This is a genomic window from Streptomyces sp. CS113 (assembly GCF_002188365.1).
Lineage (GTDB): Bacteria > Actinomycetota > Actinomycetes > Streptomycetales > Streptomycetaceae > Streptomyces > Streptomyces tendae.
Window position 1 is genome coordinate 6,339,342 of record NZ_KZ195574.1, and the last position, 20,622, is coordinate 6,359,963.

Genomic DNA, 20,622 nt, shown 5'->3' on the forward strand with positions numbered 1-20,622 from the left:
TGAGGCCCTCTCCCGCACCGCACCCGGATCCGCCTACCATGCACGGGCGGCGGTGTGCCGCGGCGCGGGGCCGGATGCCGGACGTCCCGGACGCAGGAGGGGGCCGAGGCGTGGAAGAGACCACGGGGGTCGAGTGCGGACTGCCCGACATCGCCGGATGCACCGTCGACGAACTGCGCGCGCTCCCCGGTTCCGTACTCGCGGTGGCCCTGGAGCGGTTGCAGACGGAGGCCGCCCAGTCCCATGACGACGAATACACCAGCTGGCAGGCGAGCGCCTGACCCACCCGCGGTCGACGTCGCGGCACTCCTCGACGAGGGCTGGCGGCCGGTCCCGCTGCGCCAGTTCGTCCTCAAGACCCGCAGCCGCTGCAACCTCGCCTGCGACTACTGCATCATCTACGAGCACGGCGACCGCACCTGGCGCCGCCAGCCCCGCGCCATGAGCCCCGCCACCCTGCGCCGCACCGCCGAGCGGATCGCGGAGCACGCCCGGCGCCACGGACTGCGGCAGGTCCGGGTCGTGCTGCACGGGGGCGAGCCCCTGCTGGCCGGGCCCCAAGGGGTCGCCGAGGCCGTGCGCACCGTGCGGGAGACCGTCCGGGAGGCGGGCACCGAGACCGAGTTCACCGTCCAGACCAACGGCACGCTGCTCGACCCCCGCATGCTGGACACGCTGGCCGAGCACCGGGTCCGGGTCGGCGTCAGCGTGGACGGCGACCGGGAGGCGCACGACGCCCACCGCCGCACCCGCGGGGGCCGGGGCTCCTACGACGACGTGATGGCGGGCCTGCGCCTGCTGTCCGGCTCCTACCCGCAGCTCTACGCGGGGCTGCTGTGCACCGTGGACGCGGCCAGGGACCCGGTCGCCGTCTACGAGTCGCTGCTGGCGACCCGGCCGCCGCTGATCGACTTCCTGCTGCCGCACGGCCACTGGGGCGCCCCGCCCCCGGCACCGGCCGGGACGTACGGGCGCTGGCTGGCCGCCGTCTTCGACCGCTGGGCCGACGCGCCGCGCAAGGAGACCTCCGTGCGGATCCTCGACGAACTGCTGCACACCGTGCTCGGCGGCCACAGCAGGCTCGACTGGGTGGGCGTGACCAGCAGCGTCTCCGTCTTCATCGAGGCCGACGGGTCCGTCCACCAGAACGACACGCTGCGCACCGGACCCGACGGCGCCTCCGAGAGCGGCCTCGACGTGTTCCGCCACTCCTTCGACGAGGTCCTGCTGCACCCGGGATTCGCCGCCCGGCAGGCCGGGGAGCGCGCCCTGTCCGCGCAGTGCCTGCGCTGCCCGGAGCTGTCCGTGTGCGGCGGCGGCGAGTACGGGCACCGCTACCGGCCCGGCTCCGGCTACCGTGCGCCCACCGTGTACTGCACCGACCTGCTGCTGCTCATCGGGCACATCAGACGCCGGCTCGCACCCACGGCGGCGCCGACGTGATCGGCCCGTACGTCCTGCCGGACGACGTCTTCGACGCCCTGGCCGCGGGGGAGGGCGGCCGGCCCGCGGTGCTGCTGCTGCGGCGCGCCCGGCGCAGCCGCAACCTCCTGCTGCTGCGCCGCGCCCTGGACGGACCGTGCGGCGGGGCCGCCGAAGCGGCCGCGGGACTGCTGGCGGCTGTCGAACGCGTCGCCCCCGAGGCGGCCCGGTCGGTGATCGACGGCCCCGCCTTCGGCACCTGGGCCGCCCGGACCCTGCGGGACTGCCCGGCGCACGGGCGTCGCGGGTGCGCCGGGCGGGACCTCGCCGCCCTCACGGTCCTCGCGGCGGTACGCGCGGCCCACCCGGCCCGGATCACCGTGCCGGTGCGGGACGGGCGGCTGGCGCTGCCCGGCCTCGGCACGGTCACCGGGCTCGGCGAGGTGCCCGAGGCACTGGTCGTCGTCGAGGCTGCGGCGGATGCCGAGGGGATGCCGGGCACCTCGGCCGGGAACTGCCGGGTCCGGGTCCGGGTCCTGACCGCCGACGGGGAACGCGTCCTGCCGCGCGACCCGTCCCGCCCCGGGCACGGCTGGCAGCCCGTCGCCGTGCTCGACGCCCGGCACCGGGGGCTGACGCTCCGGCTGCCGCTGGAGACCGCCGCGCCGGAACTGCCCGCACTGGAGACGGCCAGCGCGGGTCCCGCGGCCTGGCGGGACCTCCTGCGGCAGGCCTGGGAACTGCTCGTCGAGAACCATCCGCGCCGGGCCGAGGAACTCGCCGCCGGGCTGAACGGCATCGTGCCCCTGCCCGCCCCGGCACGCGGCGTGGCCTCCGCGACCTCCCGGCACGCCTTCGGCACCGTGCTCACCTCCTGGCCGGCCGACCCCGAGCGGCTGGCGCTGACGCTGCTGCACGAGTTCCAGCACAGCAAACTCAGCGCCCTGACCGACCTGGTGACCCTGTACGAGCCCGGCGGCGGACCCCGGCTGTACGCGCCCTGGCGGCCCGACCCGCGACCCCCCGGCGGACTGCTCCAGGGCATCTACGCCCATCTCGGCGACCTGGCCTTCTGGCAGGAGCGCAGCGGCAGCCGGCACGGGCCCGCGCAGGCCGACGCGGCCTGGCGGCTGGCACAGACCCGGGCCCACGTCGAGCGCGGCCTGACCGAGGCGGCGGCCCACGTCCGCCTCACCGACCTCGGCACCCGCTTCCTCGAACGGCTCGCCCGGACCGTACGGGGCGGGGATCGGGACGGAGCCGGGGCCGGTGGCGGGAGCGGTGGTGAGCGGCTCGCGCGGGCCGTTGCCCGGGTGCAGGCGGGTGACGAGGCCGTCTGGCGGCTGCGCTGGGCGGCCGCCGACGACGCCGGGACCGAACGGCTGGCCGCGCTGTGGCGGGCCGGCCGCCCGGCCGGCCCGCTGCCCGCGCAGGACGTACGCCCGGCCACCGGCGCCGTGGCCGGACCGGGCCCGGAGTTCGGGCGCTGGGCGGCACGGCAGCGGGGCGCGGAACGGGCCCGGCCGGCCCGCGAGGCGGCGGACGCGGTGCTCGCCGCGCCGGACCGGGCGCAGGGATGGGCGGAACTCGCCGCGGCGGCCGCCGAGGAGGACCGGCCCGGCGCGGACGTCCTGCGCGCCCGCACCGAACTCGTCCGCGACCTCTGCGCGCGACTCACCGCACGGCAGACGGCGAGGCCGCCCGGCACGGCACCGCCCGGCCCGCCCGATCCGTTGGCTTTGGCGGCTTGGCCGGCGGAGCCCGGCGTGGGCCCGGTTCCTTCCGGCGGGGGTCCGGTCGCGGATGCGGCGAGGACGCCCGGCCCGGCGTCGCCCGGCTCGCCCGACCCGTTGGCCTTGGCGGCCTGGCTGGCGGGCCCCGCCGTTGGGACGGATCGCTCCGGCGGGGGTGCGGCCGCGGACGAGGAGGGAGGCCCGGGGCGGGACCCACAGGCGCGGGGCGCCCACCCGGCCCGAGGGTCCGGGCACGTCGGCCGGGGCGAGGCCGGCCCCGCTTCGGGGCAGGCCTGCGGTGACGGGCTCGCGGTCCCGGCGGAGTCCGGCTCCGCGGAGGCGCCCAGGGCTCCGGCCCGTTCGCCCGGCCCGGACCCGGCCGCCGACGAGGGGCCCGTGGCTCCGGCCCCGCCGGGCCCGGGAGGGGGTTTCGACGCCGGGGCCGAGCCCGGCGGAGGCGGGGCGCCCGGTCAGAAGACCGGTGTCTCGATGTCGCAGAACGCGCGCTCGCCCCTGGCGAAGACCTCGGCGACCGGGTAGTCCCGGCCCAGGGACCGGGCGAAACGGGTCAGGACGTCGTCGAGGAGCGCCTCGGCCTCGTCGTCCCGGCCCAGTGCGCTCAGGTCGTGCGCCAGGTTGCCGCCGCACACCAGGGTCACCGGGTGGTCCGGCCCGACGGTCGCCCGCAGCGCCTCCAGGTGCCGGCCGTCGGCCCGCGCCGCCTCCTCGTGGCGCCCTGCCGAGTGCAGGTCGTTGGCGAGGTTGACGCCGCAGCGCAGCGTGCAGTTGTGCTCAGGACCGAAACGGGCCGTCAGCTTCTCGTACGCCGTCAGGTTCAGCGACAGCGCCCGCTCGTGCTCGCCCAGCGCGCTGAGGACCAGCGCGTGGTTCGTCTCGGTCATCGGCAGGTACGGATGGTCCGCGCCGAACAGCTGCTCGTACCCGGCGACGGTCTGCGCGGCCAGCCGCTCGGCGTCCTCCAGCTCGCCGCGCAGCAGCAGGTCGATGGCGTAGTTGCCCACCGCCGCCAGCGTGTTGAGGTCGCCCTCGCCGTACCGGGCCCGGTAGCGCTCCACCGTCCGCGACGACCGGTCGTAGGCCTCCTCGTAGGCGCCCATCGCGCGCAGCGAGACCGCGAGGTTCTTGGCCACGTCCAGGGTGGACGGGTGCTCGCGGCCCTGCCGGTCCCGCAGCTTCGGGTACAGCGCCCGCAGCGACTCGGTGGAGCCCCGGTAGTCGCCCAGCTCCCGCTGGTCGCGGGCGTAGTTGGCCGCCACCACCAGCGTGACCGGGTCGTCGGGGCCGAAGATGCGCACCCGCCGCTGGTAGGTGTCCGCGTCCAGCTCCAGCGCCTCCTGGAAACGGCCGAGCAGCCGCAGGTCCAGCGCGTGGTTGGCGGCCGACATCAGCGCCAGCGGGTAGTCCCGCCCGAAGCTCCTCGTCAGCCGCTCCAGGGTGTCGGCGTCCCGCTCCGTGGCCTGCTCGAAGTCGCCCAGCACCCGCAGGTCGGCCGCGTTGCTGTTGGCGATGGCCAGCGTCTCCTCGTGGTCCTCGCCGAACACCCGGCGGGCCCGCACCAGCAGCTGGGCGTTCAGCTCCCGGGCCTCGTCGAACCGGCCGAAGTTGCGGATCAGCGTGGCGTAGGAGCGGGTGGTGCGCATCGTCTGCGGATGGTCGTCGCCCAGCCGCTGCTGCCACTCCTTGCGGGCGAATTCGGCCAGTTCGGTGCCGCCGGTGTAGTCGCCGTGCAGGTACAGGTAGCGGATCTCGTTGATGACCAGGTCGCGCACCTCGCGGTGGTCGCACTCGACGGCCCGGGTGGGCCGGATGTGCGGCCGCAGCTCGGAGTAGCGGCGCCAGTTGTCGTTGTCCTCCGGCTCCTGCGGGTCCGCGGCGGCCAGCAGCACGTGGGTCAGGTGGTAGGTGTCCTCCTGCTCCTGCTCCGACATCTGGTTGAAGAGCACCGCCTGCACCAGCCGGTGCATCTGGAGGCTGTTGCTGCGGTGGTCGATCCGGGCCAGGGCGAGCCGGCCGATCTCCCGGGTGGCCAGGCCCAGTTCGACGGGATCGCGCAGCGCCTCGGCGAGCGGCGAGGGCAGCGGGGCGAACGCGGCGCTGCGCAGCATGGCCCAGCTGATCGGCTCCGGGGCCATGCAGGAACACAGCCGCAGCAGTTGCACGGCCGCCGGACTGCGCCGCTCCAGGCGCTCCATCGCCAGGTTCCAGGTCGCCACCACGGAGTGCGGGTACCCCGAGGGCACGGAGGTGTCCAGCAGCCGGTCCGCGTGCTCGCGCAGCAGCTCCAGGTACTCGTCGACCGACATCGCCGTCTCCGCGTGCCAGGCACCGGCCTGCTCCACCGCGAGCGGCAGGTCGCCCAGCGCCTCCGCGAGGCGGGAGGCGTCCTGCGCGGGCATGCCCGGCACCCTGCGCTGGAGGAAGCGGACCGACTCCTCGCGGGAGAAGACGTCCACCGAGACGGGGTGCGCGTGACCGGCCCAGCTCTGGTTGCGGGACGTGATCAGGATGTGCCCCTCGCCGGAGGGGAAGTACTCCTCCAGGTCCTCGGGCCGGTCGGCGTTGTCGAAGACCAAGAGATACCTGCGGTAGGGAGAGCCCCGGCGCAGCGCGTCGAGGACGAGCGGAAGCGCCTCGTCACCGCTGGGCCCGGCCTCCAGGCCCAGGTGCGGCGCGAGAGCGGCGATGGCGGAGCGGACCAGGGCGGGGTCCTCGGCGTTGATCCACCAGATCAGCTGGTACTGGGACTGGTAGCGGTAGATGTACTCCACCGCCAGCTGGGTCTTGCCCACACCGCCGAGACCGAAGAACGCCTGCGGCACGATGGCCGCGCGACGGTCGGCCAGCCGGTCGTGCAACTGGGTGATCAGCTCGCTGCGTCCGGTGAAGTTGTGGTTGCGCGGTGGGATGCGCCGGCCCCACACCTGCGGCACGGTCTCCTCGAAACGCATCGGACGGGTGAGCGTCGGAAGGGTGCCCGTCGGAGCCGGCGCGGTCTTCGGGGGACCGTTGACGCCGACCGGGTGAGAGGCGGACTCGGCCACGGATGGATCCCTTCCCGCTGTCTGCCGTGACTGTTCCCCCGCCGGCGCGGACGTCCCCCCGGTCCGGGTGCCGGGACCGGCCGGACGGGGGCGGTCGACGCCCGTTTCGATGGCTCCACTGGTGGATGTGGTGTCAGTCACACCGTCATCGTATGGCGACTTCGGGTCACCATCTCCCCCGGGCCGTTGCTGCCGGGAGATGAGGTCCCGCAGTTCGCGCGCGCGGGCGGCGAACCCGCCGCCCAGGGCGTCGGCGACCGCCGCGTCGACCTTGGCGAAGGGCAGGCTCTCGACGCTGATCCGGGAGGGCAGCCCGCGCGACGGGTCGGTCAGCGTCGCGTCGAACCGGTACGGCGCCGAGGAGTGCTCCGCCAGATAGCCCGACACGGCGGTCAGGACCCGGCGGCTCTCCTGCCGGTGCAGCGAACCCAGCAGCAGCGACCGCACGGTCTCGGGAAAGTCGAACTCGGTCTGCTCGGCCGGGCGGGGCTGCGCCGGCACCGGGTGCAGCAGACCGGACAGGAAGACCTCGGCCAGGTGCGAGGGGGTCGTGCGCGGCGCCATCACCTGCTGCACCAGACGCATCACCGGCAGGAACAGCGGGGCGGCGGCGAGATATCCGGCCAGTTCGAAGGCCTGCGGCGAGGCCTCCGCGCGGAACGCCAGTACCCGGTCGAGGGGCGACAGCCGCTCGTCCGGCAGCACCGCGGGCCCCGGACCGGCCGGATCCGCCGGACCCTGGTTCGGTCCCGGTCCCGGTCCCGGTCCCGGCTCCGGACGCGGGACGGCGTCCGTCCGCACCGCGTACCCCTGGAACGGTGAGGACTCGGGACGCGCGACCAGCCGCGCCCACATGTGCAGGGCCGCCGGGGCGAGTTCGACCACCGGCACCAGCAGCCCCGGCCGGTCGGCGTCCGCGCGCAGGTCCGCGTTGCGGGCGCCGGGCCGGGAGGCCTTGAGCGCGACGGGCAGCGGCCGCAGCGCGGTGCGGTGCCACAGCCGCCGGTCCAGCGGCTGCACCAGCGCCGTCGGGCCGCCGCGCGCCCAGCGGGCCAGCAGCCGGTGCGCCGCGCCGGAATACCACCCGGGCCCGATCGCGTCACTGAGGACCAGGACCGCGCCGCGCGGGGAGTGCGGCAGATGCCGGTCCGCACCGGTGGCCGGGCGCGGGGCGCCGCCGTCCGGCCACGGCGGCGGGGTGGCGCGCACCGTCACGGAGCCGCCCGGCAGGTGCTCCAGCCAGCGCACGGTGATCGAGCGGAAGGCCCCCACCCGGCGCAGCACCGCGCGCAGTTCGGCCACCGCGCCGTCCCACAGCACCATCGACTCGCCGGTGTCCACCACGAGCACCAGGTCCAGCCAGGGTTCCTCCGCCGGGACCAGCACCGGCTCCCAGACGTCGGTCTCCGCCGCCCTGTCGGCCGTCGCCTCCTCGTCCAGCCGGTGCCGGACGCTGGACGCGGCCCGCCGCCGCAACGGCCGCAGGGCCTTGGCCAGCTCCGCCGTCCCGGCCAGCGGCCGCACCCCCGGTGACCGCACCGGCAGCGCGGGTACCGGGGTGCCCGTACGGCCGTCCGGCGCGCCGGTGCTCCGCACGTGCAGCCGGGGCTCCCCGGCCCCCGGCCCGGCCCCCTCGGACCAGGTGTCGTCCGGCGCCGGGCCGGGCGGGTCCGCCGAGGGCCGGGCACCCGGCCGGCGGCGCGGTGAGCCCGGCTCCAGCTGGCCCGCGATCCCGGACAGCCGGGGCGCGCCCGTGGCCGGCCGGGCGGGCTCCGGCTCCTGGGGCGCGCGGGCCAGCCGCGCCGCGAGCCACAGGACCTCGGCGATCTCCCGGGCGTCCGGAGCGGGGCGCTCCGGCGGTTCGTACGGCATCAGGGCCCCGTCTCCAGATGCCGCCACAGGGTGCGCAGCAGGTCCTGCCACTGCTCCGGGTCCTCGTCGGCGCCGGCCCGCGCCAGCTGGATGGCGCTCAGCAACTGGTCCACGGCGACGCTCCCGTTGCTCTGCTCCGCGAGGAACGCCTCCACCAGGGGCGCCGCCTCCTCCAGCGCGTCGGCGCCCAGGTGCGCGGCGACGATCGCCGCCAGCCGGTCGGGTCCCGGCTGCTCGATGTCGTAGCGCAGGCAGCGCCGGGCGAAGGCGGCGGGGAACTCCCGCTCCTCGTTGGAGGTGATCACCACGAACGGAAAGGCCCAGCACTCCACCTCGCCCTCCGTCACCGGGGCGCTCTGCCCGTCCGCCGTCCGCACCGGGACGGTGCGCTGCTCGGGCGGCAGCCGCAGCAGCTCCTCGACGGTGAAGCGGCCCTCCTCGAACACGGTGAGCAGGTCGTTGGGCAGATCGATGTCGCTTTTGTCCAGTTCATCCACGAGCAGGACCCGCGGCCGGCGGCGCGGGAGCAGCGCCGTGCCCAGCGGTCCGAGCCGCAGGAAGCGGCCGATGTCGCCGGTGCCGTCCCCGGTCTCCAAGCCGGCCCGGCGCAGGTTGGCCTCGTGCAGCCGGCCGATGGCGTCGTAGGCGTACAGGCCGTCCCGCAGCGTGCTGCGCGAGGTCACCGGCCAGTGCAGGACGGGGCCGAGCCCCAACTCGTAGGCGACCGCGTGCGCGAGGGTGGACTTGCCGGTGCCGGGACGCCCGGTCAGCAGCAGCGGGCGGCGCAGCAGCAGCGCGGCGTTGACCGCGTCGACCAGACCGTGGTCGACCTGGAAGACCCGCCCGCGGCGGGTGTCGGCGGGCTGCGGGGGCACGGGCTCGTCCTGCGGCGGCATGCCATGTTGCAGCGGGCGCCAGCTCGGCGGATCGGGCAGCCGTTCGATGCCGTTGTGCGGGACGCCGTCACCGCGGTAGATCCACCACGCCGGCGGCTGCGGGGCTGCGGGCTCGGTCACGACGAGGCACCTCCGGGAGCGGGAGCTGGTGGGGTCAGAGGGGTGTGCGGGGGCAGCCGGTCGAACGGGTCCCACAGGAAACCCAGCCGCAGACCGCCCCCGACCCGCGGCCGGGCCGCACCCGGCCGGGACGACCACTCCCCGCGGCGGGCCCGCAGCACCTCCCCGGGCAGCGTGCGCGCCCCGGCGGCCCGCAACCGGTCCGGCAGGCCGGTGGCCACGCCCGGCCCGTCCTGCTCGTCGTGGGCCCAGACCAGGGCCGGCACCCCCGCGTCCAGGGCCGCGTCGAACTCGGCGTCGGGGGCGCGCCTGCGGGGCACCCGCGGCGGGAACCCGAGGACCAGGGCCAGCGGCCCGTCGTCCGCGTACAGTGCGGAGAACAGCGCCTCGTAGGACGAACCGTCCTGGTTCCGGGCGGGGACCACCGCGACCACGCCCTCTCCGGAGAGTGCGGACAATGCCTTCATCCTGTCCCACTTCCGGGACCAGTTATGCCCCCAGTCGACCCATTCCGACGCGTTCTGGCGCTCGAGGCTGCGCACGGCGACGGGGTGTACGACCCCCAGACGCACCTCTGCGCCGCTCGGCGTCGTGATCGGCAGGCCGTCGACCGGCCGGCCCAGCAGCTCGCGGGGCAGGACGAACTCCACGAACAGGTCGGGGGAGTCGATGGCCTTCTCCCGGCGCATCCGGATGATCTCGTCCACCACGAGCCGCTCCAGCCGCCCCAGCCGCATGGCCTCGGTGTACTGCTGCACGGCCTCCCGCGGGGCGCCCTCGTGCTGCCGGAACACGTCGAGCAGGTAGTGCCGGCTCGGCGACGCCGGAGTGACGCGGAAGGTGGCGTACGTCCACCGGGTACCCGCCCCGCCCGGGCGCACCCGGCGCTCAAGGAGCGGCCCGGGGTCGACCGCCGGGGTGCAGTGCCCCGCCCGGCCGCGCACCCAACGGGCCAGTTCCTGTCCGCGGGGGCCGGGGACCCGCCGGGACAGCGCGGCGACGAAGGTCAGCAGTGGCGGCACCGGCCGGCCCGCCTGGGCGATGTGCCGCAGGTCGTGCACGATGCCGAGGATGTCCTCGGGGGAGCCCTGCCAGGGGCGGCGCACCGGCCCGAGCGCGTCGTCGCGCAGCCCCACCAGGCCGGGCATCGAGAGCCGGCCGTCGAGCAGCAGTCGGTAGAGGTCGTCCATGGCCTCGTCGTCGAACGGGCCGTCGTCCGGGTCCGGCGGCTCCGGCGCGGGCAGCGGCGCGGGACGGTCGCCGGACAGCGCCAGCGCCGCCCGTAACGGGGGCCAGTCCCGGGCCAGCCGCTCCAGCGGGATCATCCAGGTCACCCCCGCTTCGGGCGACTTGTCGCGCAGCACGGCGAGCCCGGCGACGCGGGAGGTCACGGCGTCCCTGACCCCGCAGCCGCTGTAGCCGCGGGCCACCCGGCGGCCGGTGTCCGGCGCGTCGTTCAGCTGGATCAGCGCCGACTCCGGACCGCCCCGGCCGGCCATCAGGCAGTCCGCCCACACCCCGTGCGGCTGGCCCTGCGGATAGCCGTACACCTGCATGGGCCGCTTGGCGGCGTAGACGCCGGTGGAGAGATGGGCGTGCGAGGTGGGGAACTGGCCGTTGGCCTGCCCCAGGTCACCGTGCAGGGTGAGCACCGAGACGTCCTCGTGGTGACTGCCGCCCGTGTAGCGGTGCCCGCCGCCCGGGGAGCCGGTCAGCTTCAGCCCGCTGCTGAGGGTCACCGTGACGGTGGCGTGCGGGTCGTCCTCCAGACGTCCGCCCATGGCCGACGTCACGACGTGGGCGCAGGTCAGCACATAGCGGGGCGGGACGATGACCCCGCCGCCGACCGGGTTCCCGGCCGGGCCGAGGATGCTCACCTGCCAGTCGTCGGTGACGGCCGTGCGTACGACCGGTTCCGCCGCCAAGGCGTCCTCCCCCCGTCCGCCGCCGCAGGCCCCGACCGTCTGCGGAGCCGCCATAGTAGCGGTCCCCGCCGGGGGAAGCAGAGGGGGCAACGGCCCTTTGCGGACGTCCGGTTGACCATGGATTCGGCCTGTCGGGCCGCCGGGTCAGCGGATCGTGATGGTGACGCTCGAGCCCTCGGGAGCGGTGTCCCCGCCGTCCACGGACTGCTTCTTGACGGTGTCGCCGAACAGCCCGAGCAGACCGCGGTCCTCGTCCACCTCGAAGCCCGCGTCCTCGAGCTTCCGCTTGGCGTCGTCCACGCTGTCCCCGACCACGTCCGGGACCTCGATCATCCGGGGCCCCTTGGACACCGTGAGGGTCACCGTGTCCCCCTCGGCGGCCCGGCCGCCCGGCTCCGGCGTCTGCCGGGCCACCCGGCCGCTGTCGTACTCCGAGTTCACCCGCTCGTCGGCGGTCTTCACCTTCAGGCCGGCCCCCTCCAGCTCGGCCCGCGCCTCGTCCAGGTCGTCGCCCGTGACGTCCGGGACGTCGATCGGGCTGCCCTTGCTGACGACCAGGGCGACCGCGGAGCCCGCGCGCACGGTGGTGCCCGTCCCGGGCTTGGTGGAGATCACGAAGTCCTTGGCCACCTCGCCGCTGAACGCCCGGGTCACCATGCCCGGCTCCAGCCCCTCGTCCTCGAGCAGCGTCCGGGCCTTGTCCAGCTTGTAGCCCGTGACGTCCGGCAGCTTCACGGTGTCGGGGCCGTCGGAGACGGTGATCGACACGGAGTCGTTCTTCCGGATGCGGTCGCCCACCCCCGGGTCGGTGCTGATCACCTTGCCGCGTTCCACGGTGTCGCTGTAGGCGTGCCGCACCTTGCCGACGTCGAGACCGGCGTCGTCCAGCCGGTCCCGGGCCTGCGACTCGGTCTTGGACAGCAGCGGCGGCACCTTGGTGAACTGACCGGAGTTGATGTACCAGACGCCGGTGCCGATCCCGAGCACCAGCAGGACGGCCACGACGATCGTCAGCGGCCCGCGGCGCAGCCGCAGCCGCCGGGACGGCGCCGGGTCCGGCGGGGGAGCGGCCAGCCGGCTGGTGTGGTTGTCCTCGTTGACGGGCAGCGGCCGGGGCATCGTCAGCGCGCGCGGGATCACGCTGGTGCGGTCCTCGCCGTTGTCGTGCTCCCCGGCGAGCGCCTGCGGCGGGACGGCGTCCAGCTGGTCCGCGCTCAGCGCCTCACGCGCCTCGCGGGCCCGCGCGAGCAGCGCCACGGCGTCGTGCGGCCGGATCTCCGGGTTGCGCGCGGTGGCCGCGGCGACCAGCTCGTCCAGCTCGTACGCCAGCTCCGGCACGGCCGCCGACGGCGGCGGCACGTCGTCGTGCAGGTGCTTGTAGAGCACCGCCGCGGGCGAGTCCCCGTCGTGCGGCTTGGCGCCGGTCAGCATCTCGTACAGGACGACACCGCACGCGTACACGTCGACCCTGGGGTCGGCGGTGCCCTGCTCGATCTGCTCGGGCGCCAGATAGGAGACGGTGCCGAGGACGGCACCGGTGGTGCTGGTGACGGTGTCCACGGCGCGGACCAGGCCGAAGTCGGCGACCTTGACCCGGCCGTCGTCGCCTATCAGCACGTTCTCCGGCTTCATGTCCCGGTGCACGAACCCGGCCCGGTGCGCGGCGCCCAGCGCGGCCAGGACCGGCTCCAGGATGTCCAGCGCGGCCCGCGGCCTGAGCGCCCCGCGCTCGCGCAGCACGTCCCGCAGGGTGCAGCCCGCGATGTACTCCATCGCCAGGTAGACGTACGCCCCCTCGGCACCCTGGTCGAAGACCTGGACGACATTGGGGTGGTCGAGCCGGGCCACGGACTTGGCCTCGCGGATGAACCGCTCGACGAAGGTGGCGTCGGTCGCGAGCGTCGGGTGCATCACCTTCAGCGCGAGCACGCGGTCCAGGCGGGTGTCCACGGCCCGGTAGACCGTGGCCATCCCGCCGACCGCGATCCGCGCCTCGACGCGGTACCGGCCGTCGAGCACCTGCCCGACGAGAGGGTCCTGAAGGGTCGTGTCCACGCACGTGAGTCTACGAGCCACCACGGACACCCCGCGCCGCCGAGCAGAACAGGAGCGGGACTGAAGCGCACCTGTGACGCTTCCCACGCACCGTCCGCCGCCGACGGCGAGGCACCACGACGGGTCGGGCCACCTCCTGGCCGACTGGAAACGGATGGTGCGCGGTGGGAGACAAACCCCAGTACGGCGCAGGCTCACTGAAAGGCAGGCCGCTCCGGATCCAGCACCGCCAGGCCCTCCGCAGGAGACGACGCCTCGGCGAAATGCCGCCGCGGAATCCGCCCCGCCCGCCGGGCCAGCCTCCCCGCCTCCACCGCGGAGCGCATCGCGGCGGCCATCAGCACCGGCTCCTGTGCCCGCGTCACCGCCGAGGCGAGCATCACACCCGCGCACCCCAGCTCCATCGCCAGCGCCACGTCCGACGCCGTACCGGCCCCCGCGTCCAGGATCACCGGCACGCGCGCGTGCTCCACGATCAGCTGGAAGTTGTGCGGGTTGCGGATGCCGAGCCCGGACCCGATCGGCGAGCCCAGCGGCATGATCGCCGCGCACCCGACGTCCTCCAGCTTCCGCGCGAGCACCGGGTCGTCGTTGGTGTACGGCAGCACCGTGAACCCGTCGTCGACCAGCGTCTCCGCCGCGTCCAGCAGCTCCACCGGGTCCGGCAGCAGGGTGCGCTCGTCGGCGATGACCTCCAGCTTGACCAGGTCCGTGCCGAGCGCCTCGCGGGCCAGGCGGGCGGTGAGCACCGCCTCCCCGGCGGTGAAGCAGCCCGCCGTGTTCGGCAGCACCCGGATGCCGAGCCGCTCCAGCACGGACAGCACGGACCCGTGCACCGAGGCGTCCACCCGCCGCATCGCGACGGTCGTCAGCTCCGTCCCGGAGGCGGCGAGCGCGCGCTCCAGCACGTCCAGGCTGGGCGCCCCGCCCGTACCCATGATCAGGCGGGACGCGTACGTCGTGCCGCCGAGGACAAAGGGATCGTCGGCCATGGTCAGCCTCCTTGGACGGCGGTGAGGATCTCGACACGGTCGCCGTCGGCCAGCGCCGTGGCGGACCACACCGCGCGCGGGACGACGGTCTCGTTCAGGGCGGCGGCCACTCCGGACGGGGCCCGGGTGAGCGTGCCCACCAGGGCGTCCAGGGCGGTGCCGGGAGCCACCTCGCGCGGCTCGCCGTTGACGGAGATGTTCATGCGGACTGCTCCGAGAGTGCGGGGACGGCGCCGAAGCGCCGGGGGCTGAAGGGGCGGGCCTCCTCCGGCAGCTCCCCGCCGGCCAGGACGTCCGCCATGACGTCGCCGGTGACGGGGGTGAGCAGGACCCCGTTGCGGTAGTGGCCGGTGGCCAGCAGCAGACCGTCCAGGGCGGTCGGGCCGAGCAGCGGGGCGTTGTCCGGGGAGCCGGGGCGCAGACCGGCGCGGGTCTCCGTCAGGGGCAGCTCCGTGATGCCGGGCACCAGCTCGTGCGCGTCGCGCAGCAGCTCGTAGACGCCGCCCGCGGTGACCGTCGTGTCCCAGCCCAGTTCCTCGCTGGTGGCGCCGACGACCAGCTCGCCGTTCTCCCGGGGCACCAGGTAGACGTGGTTGCCGCGCACCACGGCGCGCACGGTCCGGTTCAGCAGCGGCGCCCGCACCCCCGTCCCCGGCATGGTCAGCCGCAGCACCTGCCCCTTCACCGGCCGCACCGGCGGCAGTACGGCCTCCGGCACGCCCGCGAGCCGCCCGCTCAGGCTGCCCCCGGCCAGCACCACCTGCCCGGCCGCCAGCGCCGTGCCGTCGGCGGTGACGACCCCCGTGGCCCGGTCCCCGCGCCCGACGGTGAGCCGCTCGGCCCACACCCGGTGGAGGACGACGCCCTCGCGTTCGCAGGCGGCCAGCAGCGCGTGGGCGAGACGGCGCGGGTCGATCTGGTGGTCGCCGTCCACCCGGAGCCCCCCGCGCACGCCCGGCGCGAGCATCGGCTCCAGGCGCCGGCACTCGCGTCCCGACAGCCACCCGGACTCCAGGCCGGAGCGCTGCTGGAGCGCGTGCAGCTCGCGCAGGTGGGCGCGGTCGTCGGAGTCCAGCGCGACGGCGAGCGTGCCGCACCGCCGGTAACCGAGGTCGTGGCCGGTCAGCTCGGTCAACTCGGCCGCGAACTCCGGGTAGCGGCGGGCCGAGGCGAGGTTCAGCGCGAGCAGGGTCTCCTCGCCGTAGTGCAGCTCCGTGACGGCGGCCAGCATCCCGGCCGCCACCTGGGCCGCCCCGCCGCCCGGCTCGGGGTCCACGAGGGCGGTGACCAGCCCGCGCCGCGCGGCCCGCCAGGCGGTGACGAGCCCGATGATCCCGCCGCCGACGACGAGCACGTCGGGTGTACGTGACGTATGAGGCGTACGAGACGTGTGTGGTGGAGACGACATGGGCGTCCAGCCCCTCCCTTCGCCGGCATGACCCGGATCAGGTTCGTACGGTCGGAGGCCGCCAGCCTCCCTCTCAGCCCGGTGCGTCCGGGCTCCCGCGAGTGCCTTACGTTGGCCACCCTAGCCCGCAGCGCAACGCACGTGTAAGGGAGCCTCCACCCGTGGCGCGTTCACTCGACGGCCTCGTCCTCGCCCCCGTCGCCGACCAGGCGCCCGGCCAGGTGGGCACCCGGACCCGGTTCACCTACCACGAGCACGACGGCGCCGTGTGGGCCGAGTACGCGGGCGGCGACGTGGTCCGCGGGCACCTGGTGGGCACCAGGGAGGGCGACCGCCTCGACTTCCGGTACGTGCAGCTCACGACCGACGGCAGCACGTCGTCGGGGCACTGCGTGTCCACCGTCGTCGAACTGCCGGACGGGCGCGTGCGCCTGGACGAGAGCTGGGAGTGGGAGTCGCAGCCGGGCAGCGGGACCAGCGTGGTGGAGCAGCTCACCGCGAGCGGGCACTGACCGGCGAAACGCCGGGTGTCTATGGTGATCGGGTGAGCGAGCAGACGCGGGAACGGGGACAGGGACCGGCGGCCGACGCGGGGCGGCGCGCGGTCGTCGTGGGCGCCGGGATGGCGGGCGTGCAGACCGCGGTCGCCCTGCGGGAGCAGGGCTTCGCCGGCCCGGTGATCCTGATCGGCGCGGAGCCGCACCAACCGTACGACCGGCCCCCGCTGTCCAAGGCCGTCCTGCTCGGCACCGCCGAGGGCTCCGCCTTCGACGTCGACTTCGAGGGGCTCGGCATCACCCTGCGGCTGGGCTGCGAGGCCCTGGGCGTCCGCCCCGGCGAGCACGTCCTGGACACCTCCGAGGGACCCGTGCCCTACGACGTCCTCGTCCTCGCGACCGGCGCCGAACCGGTCCGCCTCCCGGGCGCCGAGGGCGTGCCCGGGGTGCACCTGCTGCGCACCCTGGACGACGCCGAACGGCTGCGGCCGGTGCTCGCCCGGCAGCACGACGTCGTGGTGGTCGGCGCGGGCTGGATCGGTGCCGAGTTCGCCACCGCCGCGCGCGAGGCGGGCTGCGCGGTGACCGTGGTGGAGGCCGCCGACCGGCCGCTGGCCGACGCGCTGCCCGCCGAGGTCGCCGCGCCGATGACGGCCTGGTACGCCGACGCGGGCGCCGAACTGCGCACCCGCGCGCGCGTGGAGCGGGTGGAGGCGGGCGGCCCCGGCGAGTCCGGCCGGGTCGTCCTCGACGACGGCACCCGGCTGCCCGCCGGCGCGGTCGTCGTCGGCATCGGCGCCCGCCCCGCCACCGGCTGGCTGGCCGGCTCCGGAATCGCCCTCGGCGCGCACGGCGAGGTGCTGGCCGACGACCGCCTGCGCACCTCCGCGCCGGACGTCCACGCGGTCGGCGACTGCGCCTCCTTCCCGTCCGCCCGCTACCGGGAGCGGCTGCTGGTGCACCACTGGGACAACGCCCTCCAGGGCCCGCGCACGGTCGCCGCGCACATCGTCGGCGCCCCGGGCGGCGAGGTCCCGGCGGCCTACGACCCGGTGCCGTACTTCTGGTCCGAGCAGTTCGGCCGCTTCGTCCAGTACGCCGGTCACCACGCGGCCGCCGACACCACCCTGTGGCGAGGCGACCCCGCGGATGCCGCGTGGACGGTCTGCTGGCTGCGCGAGGGCCGCCTGGTCGCCGTGCTGGCGGTGGGCCGCCCCCGCGACCTGGCGCAGGGCAGACGCCTGATCGAGTCGGGCGCGGCGATGGACCCGGAACTGCTGGCCGACCCGGCGAGACCGCTGAAGGCGGCGACGGCGGCCACGGCGTAGTCGGGTTTCCGACTGTCAGTGCCAGGTGGCAGGCTGGAGGCGTGACCGAGATTGACGCAAAGACCGATGCTCTCGTGCCCGCCTGGCTCACCGTTCCCGACATCGCCGAGATGCTCGGTGTCGAGGTGACCCGGGTACGCCAGCTGATCAAGGAAGGCCAGCTCATCGCCGTACGCCGCGGTGAGAACCGCGCACTGCACATCCCCGCGGCCTTCATCGACGAGGACAAGGTCGTCAAGGGCCTGGTCGGGACCCTGACGCTGCTGCGCGACGACGGCTTCACGGCCGAGGAGATGCTGGAGTGGCTCTTTACGCCCGACCCGAGCCTGCCCGGCACCCCGGCCCAGGCCCTGAGTGAGAATCGCGGTACGGAGGTGAAGCGCCGCGCCCAGGCGCTCGCCGTCTGACCGGCCCCGTCGCCGATCCGCCACACCGCCCGGCGTGCGGCCACGCACGCCGGGCGCCCGTGCCCGTACGCCACGGCGTGCGGCCCCTCGCGGGCCCACGCCACTCACCGGGGGGACACCCGCATGCCCGACACCGCCGCGACCACCGCCCGCGCCCGGCTCTCCGACGCCCGGCTCTACCTGTGCACGGACGCCCGCCGGAGCCAGGGCGACCTGCCCGAGTTCCTGGACGCCGTGCTCGCCGGCGGCGTCGACATCGTGCAGCTGCGGGACAAGGGAATGGAGGCGGCGGAGGAGCTGGCGCACCTGGAGGTCTTCGCCGACGCCTGCGCCCGCCACGGCAAGCTCCTCGCCGTCAACGACCGCGCGGACGTCGCCCACGCCGCCCGCGCCGACGTGCTGCACCTCGGCCAGGGCGACCTGCCGGTGCCCGCCGCCCGGGCGATCCTCGGCGACGACGTCCTCGTCGGCCGCTCCACCCACGCCGAGTCCGAGGCCGCCGCTGCCGCTGCCCAGGAGGGCGTCGACTACTTCTGCACCGGTCCGTGCTGGCCGACCCCCACCAAGCCCGGCCGCCACGCACCCGGCCTCGACCTGGTCCGCCGCACGGCGGCCCTGGGCACCGACCGCCCCTGGTTCGCGATCGGCGGCATCGACCTCGGCAACCTCGACGAGGTGCTGGACGCGGGCGCCCGGCGCGTGGTCGTCGTCCGCGCGATCACCGCCGCCGAGGACCCGGGCGCGGCGGCGGCCGAGTTCGCGAAGCGACTGCGGCAGGCGGCCCCGGACCGGGCGTAGCCGCACCCCGTCGCGGCGCGCCGTCACGGACGGGCAGGTGTCCAAAGGGTGGACAGCAACTCGACAATGCGGACAAATATCCCGCATCCGGTTGGGCGGCCGCCGCACCCTGGCTAACCTGCCCATATGGCCCTCGGAACCGCAAGCACGAGGACGGATCGCGCCCGCACGGTGCGTGACATCCTCGCCACCGGCAAGACGACGTACTCGTTCGAGTTCTCGGCGCCGAAGACGCCCAAGGGCGAGAAGAACCTGTGGAGTGCGCTGAGGCGGGTCGAGGCGGTGGCGCCGGACTTCGTCTCCGTGACCTACGGCGCCGGCGGTTCCACGCGCGCCGGCACGGTCCGCGAGACCCAGCAGATCGTCGCCGACACCACGCTGACCCCGGTGGCGCACCTCACCGCCGTCGACCACTCCGTCGCCGAGCTGCGCAACATCATCGGCCAGTACGCCGACGCCGGGATCCGCAACATGCTGGCGGTGCGCGGCGACCCGCCCGGCGACCCGGGCGCCGACTGGATCGCGCACCCCGAGGGCCTGACGTACGCCGCCGAACTGGTCAGGCTCATCAAGGAGTCGGGCGACTTCTGCGTCGGCGTGGCGGCCTTCCCCGAGATGCACCCGCGCTCCGCCGACTGGGACGCGGACGTCGCGCACTTCGTCGACAAGTGCCGGGCCGGCGCCGACTACGCCATCACCCAGATGTTCTTCCAGCCCGAGTCCTACCTCCGGCTGCGCGACAGGGTCGCCGCGGCCGGCTGCGCGACCCCGGTCATCCCCGAGGTCATGCCGGTGACCAGTGTGAAGATGCTGGAGAGGTTGCCCAAGCTCAGCAACGCCTCGTTCCCGCCGGAGCTGAAAGAGCGGATCCTCACAGCCAAGGACGATCCGGCGGCTGTACGCTCGATCGGCATCGAGTTCGCCACGGAGTTCTGCGCGCGGCTGCTGGCCGAGGGTGTGCCCGGACTGCACTTCATCACGCTGAACAACTCCACGGCGACGCTGGAAATCTACGAGAACCTGGGCCTGCACCACCCACCGCGGGCCTAGACCGGCCGCACGTATTTGCGACACACTGCGTAACGGCCACTGGGAGAGGGGCGTACATGGGCTGGACGGTCCTCTACATCGCGTTCGGCGTGGTCGCGCTGTGGCTGCTCGGCGAGGTGCTGTTGCAGTACAAGGCGCGGCTGCGCTGGCGGCTGCTCGCCTTCGGCGGCTTCGTCGGCGTCGTCGCCGGCGTGCTGATGTCGAACGTGCTCGTCATCGGTCTCGGCGCCGCGGCCTTCGCGGTCGGCCAGACCTACGTCACCCTGTCGTTCCGCCGCGGCTTCGAGGCCGGCTGGGCGGTCAACGCCCCGGCAAGCCTGGTCGGCAAACGCGGACGCCCCGAACGGGGCCGCCAGGAGCCGACGTTGGAGGTCTCCGGGCTCGGACCCGCCGAGGGCGACCGGGACCACCACGACGGGTACGACGAGCGCGCCCAGGCACCCGCCCCGGGCCAGGACGTCCCGCCGTACGGGCACGACGACTACGACCGCGACGACGTCTTCACCCCGGCCCGGCCCACCGCCGACCCCTCGGCCGCGGAGACCACCGCCGTCTACGAACCGCAGCCCATGCCGGACGACACCAACTCGTACGGCGTGTACACCGACGCCGGTTACGGCACCGGTCAGCAGCAGGCGGCCCCCGCGCCGGGCGCCGACCAGGCCTACGCCTACGACTACTCCGGCTACGGCCAGCAGCAGGAGTACGGCTACGACACCGGCGCCCAGCAGCAGTACGCCGCCTACTCCGACCCGTACATCGGCACCCACACCTACGGCGGCGGGGCGTACGACACCGGCGGCTACGACCCGACCGGCGCGCAGAACTACGGCCAGCAGGGCTACGGCCAGGACCAGTACGCCACCGGCGCGCCCGGCGGCTACGGCGGCGAGACCCCGGCCGGCGGGGTGTGGGTGCCGCAGCAGCGCAGCACCGACGACCCCTACGGCGGCGAACTCCCGCCCGAGCAGCAGCCGTACCCCTACCAGGGCAACGACCAGCCGCAGGGGCAGGGCCAGGGCCAGGGGTACGACGAGCAGTACCGCTTCTGAGGAAG

Annotated in this window: 16 protein-coding genes and 1 riboswitch; of the genes, 9 read left to right on the plus strand and 7 right to left on the minus strand. The window is 75.0% G+C overall.

What is annotated here, in order from left to right:
* Window positions 1-110 precede the first annotated feature (110 nt).
* Genes B9W62_RS40335 through B9W62_RS28455 form a run of 3 tightly spaced genes read left to right on the plus strand, consistent with a single transcriptional unit; the run spans window position 111 to window position 3,695 of the window.
* Window positions 111-281, plus strand: coding sequence for a hypothetical protein (locus B9W62_RS40335; RefSeq protein ID WP_159330091.1), 171 nt, complete (start codon window positions 111-113; stop codon window positions 279-281).
* On the plus strand, window positions 244-1,443 hold the full coding sequence (locus B9W62_RS28450) for an FxsB family cyclophane-forming radical SAM/SPASM peptide maturase (protein WP_087809818.1): 1,200 nt from the start codon (window positions 244-246) through the stop codon (window positions 1,441-1,443). Before B9W62_RS40335 ends, B9W62_RS28450 begins: the two co-directional genes overlap by 38 nt.
* Window positions 1,440-3,695, plus strand: coding sequence for an aKG-HExxH-type peptide beta-hydroxylase (locus B9W62_RS28455; protein ID WP_179235715.1), 2,256 nt, complete (start codon window positions 1,440-1,442; stop codon window positions 3,693-3,695). The genes B9W62_RS28450 and B9W62_RS28455 overlap by 4 nt, the downstream gene beginning before the upstream one ends.
* On the opposite strand, the gene fxsT is transcribed toward B9W62_RS28455, so the two are convergent.
* The 7 genes from fxsT to thiO form a co-directional block, all read right to left on the minus strand.
* A complete protein-coding gene (fxsT, locus tag B9W62_RS41140; protein WP_087809820.1) occupies window positions 3,626-8,089 on the minus strand; it encodes an FxSxx-COOH system tetratricopeptide repeat protein in 4,464 nt (1,487 codons plus the stop codon). The genes B9W62_RS28455 and fxsT overlap by 70 nt on opposite strands.
* Window positions 8,089-9,105, minus strand: coding sequence for an AAA family ATPase (locus tag B9W62_RS28465; protein WP_256976619.1), 1,017 nt, complete (start codon window positions 9,103-9,105; stop codon window positions 8,089-8,091). Before B9W62_RS28465 ends, fxsT begins: the two co-directional genes overlap by 1 nt.
* Complete coding sequence (locus B9W62_RS28470) at window positions 9,102-11,030, minus strand: VMAP-C domain-containing protein (RefSeq protein WP_143665482.1); 1,929 nt, start codon at window positions 11,028-11,030, stop codon at window positions 9,102-9,104. The genes B9W62_RS28465 and B9W62_RS28470 overlap by 4 nt, the downstream gene beginning before the upstream one ends.
* A gap of 144 nt (window positions 11,031-11,174) precedes the next feature.
* Window positions 11,175-13,085, minus strand: coding sequence for a Stk1 family PASTA domain-containing Ser/Thr kinase (pknB, locus tag B9W62_RS28475; protein ID WP_179235716.1), 1,911 nt, complete (start codon window positions 13,083-13,085; stop codon window positions 11,175-11,177).
* 194 nt (window positions 13,086-13,279) lie between these two features.
* On the minus strand, window positions 13,280-14,077 hold the full coding sequence (locus tag B9W62_RS28480; RefSeq protein WP_087809824.1) for a thiazole synthase: 798 nt from the start codon (window positions 14,075-14,077) through the stop codon (window positions 13,280-13,282).
* 2 nt (window positions 14,078-14,079) lie between these two features.
* On the minus strand, window positions 14,080-14,280 hold the full coding sequence (gene thiS / locus B9W62_RS28485; protein WP_087809825.1) for a sulfur carrier protein ThiS: 201 nt from the start codon (window positions 14,278-14,280) through the stop codon (window positions 14,080-14,082).
* Window positions 14,277-15,485, minus strand: a complete 1,209-nt coding sequence (thiO, locus tag B9W62_RS28490; RefSeq protein WP_087809826.1) for a glycine oxidase ThiO — start codon at window positions 15,483-15,485, stop codon at window positions 14,277-14,279. Before thiO ends, thiS begins: the two co-directional genes overlap by 4 nt.
* A riboswitch (TPP riboswitch) is annotated at window positions 15,483-15,594 on the minus strand. It overlaps the preceding gene by 3 nt.
* Window positions 15,595-15,646: 52 nt before the next feature.
* Here thiO and B9W62_RS28495 point away from each other — a divergent pair.
* The 6 genes from B9W62_RS28495 (at window position 15,647) to B9W62_RS28520 (ending at window position 20,617) form a co-directional block, all read left to right on the plus strand.
* Window positions 15,647-15,997, plus strand: a complete 351-nt coding sequence (locus B9W62_RS28495; protein ID WP_087809827.1) for an avidin-fold protein — start codon at window positions 15,647-15,649, stop codon at window positions 15,995-15,997.
* 32 nt (window positions 15,998-16,029) lie between these two features.
* Window positions 16,030-17,310 carry an NAD(P)/FAD-dependent oxidoreductase gene (locus B9W62_RS28500; protein ID WP_087809828.1) on the plus strand — a complete coding sequence of 427 codons (1,281 nt, stop codon included), beginning with the start codon at window positions 16,030-16,032 and terminating at the stop codon, window positions 17,308-17,310.
* A gap of 41 nt (window positions 17,311-17,351) precedes the next feature.
* Window positions 17,352-17,717, plus strand: a complete 366-nt coding sequence (locus B9W62_RS28505) for an Rv2175c family DNA-binding protein (protein ID WP_087809829.1) — start codon at window positions 17,352-17,354, stop codon at window positions 17,715-17,717.
* Window positions 17,718-17,840: 123 nt separating this feature from the next.
* Window positions 17,841-18,515 (plus strand): thiamine phosphate synthase, encoded by a 675-nt coding sequence (thiE, locus tag B9W62_RS28510; RefSeq protein ID WP_087809830.1) that lies wholly within the window; start codon window positions 17,841-17,843, stop codon window positions 18,513-18,515.
* A gap of 126 nt (window positions 18,516-18,641) precedes the next feature.
* A complete protein-coding gene (gene metF, locus B9W62_RS28515; RefSeq protein ID WP_087809831.1) occupies window positions 18,642-19,565 on the plus strand; it encodes a methylenetetrahydrofolate reductase [NAD(P)H] in 924 nt (307 codons plus the stop codon).
* A 56-nt stretch (window positions 19,566-19,621) separates the two neighbouring features.
* Window positions 19,622-20,617, plus strand: a complete 996-nt coding sequence (locus B9W62_RS28520; protein ID WP_087809832.1) for an SCO2102 family sporulation regulator — start codon at window positions 19,622-19,624, stop codon at window positions 20,615-20,617.
* The last annotated feature ends 5 nt before the right edge of the window (window positions 20,618-20,622 follow it).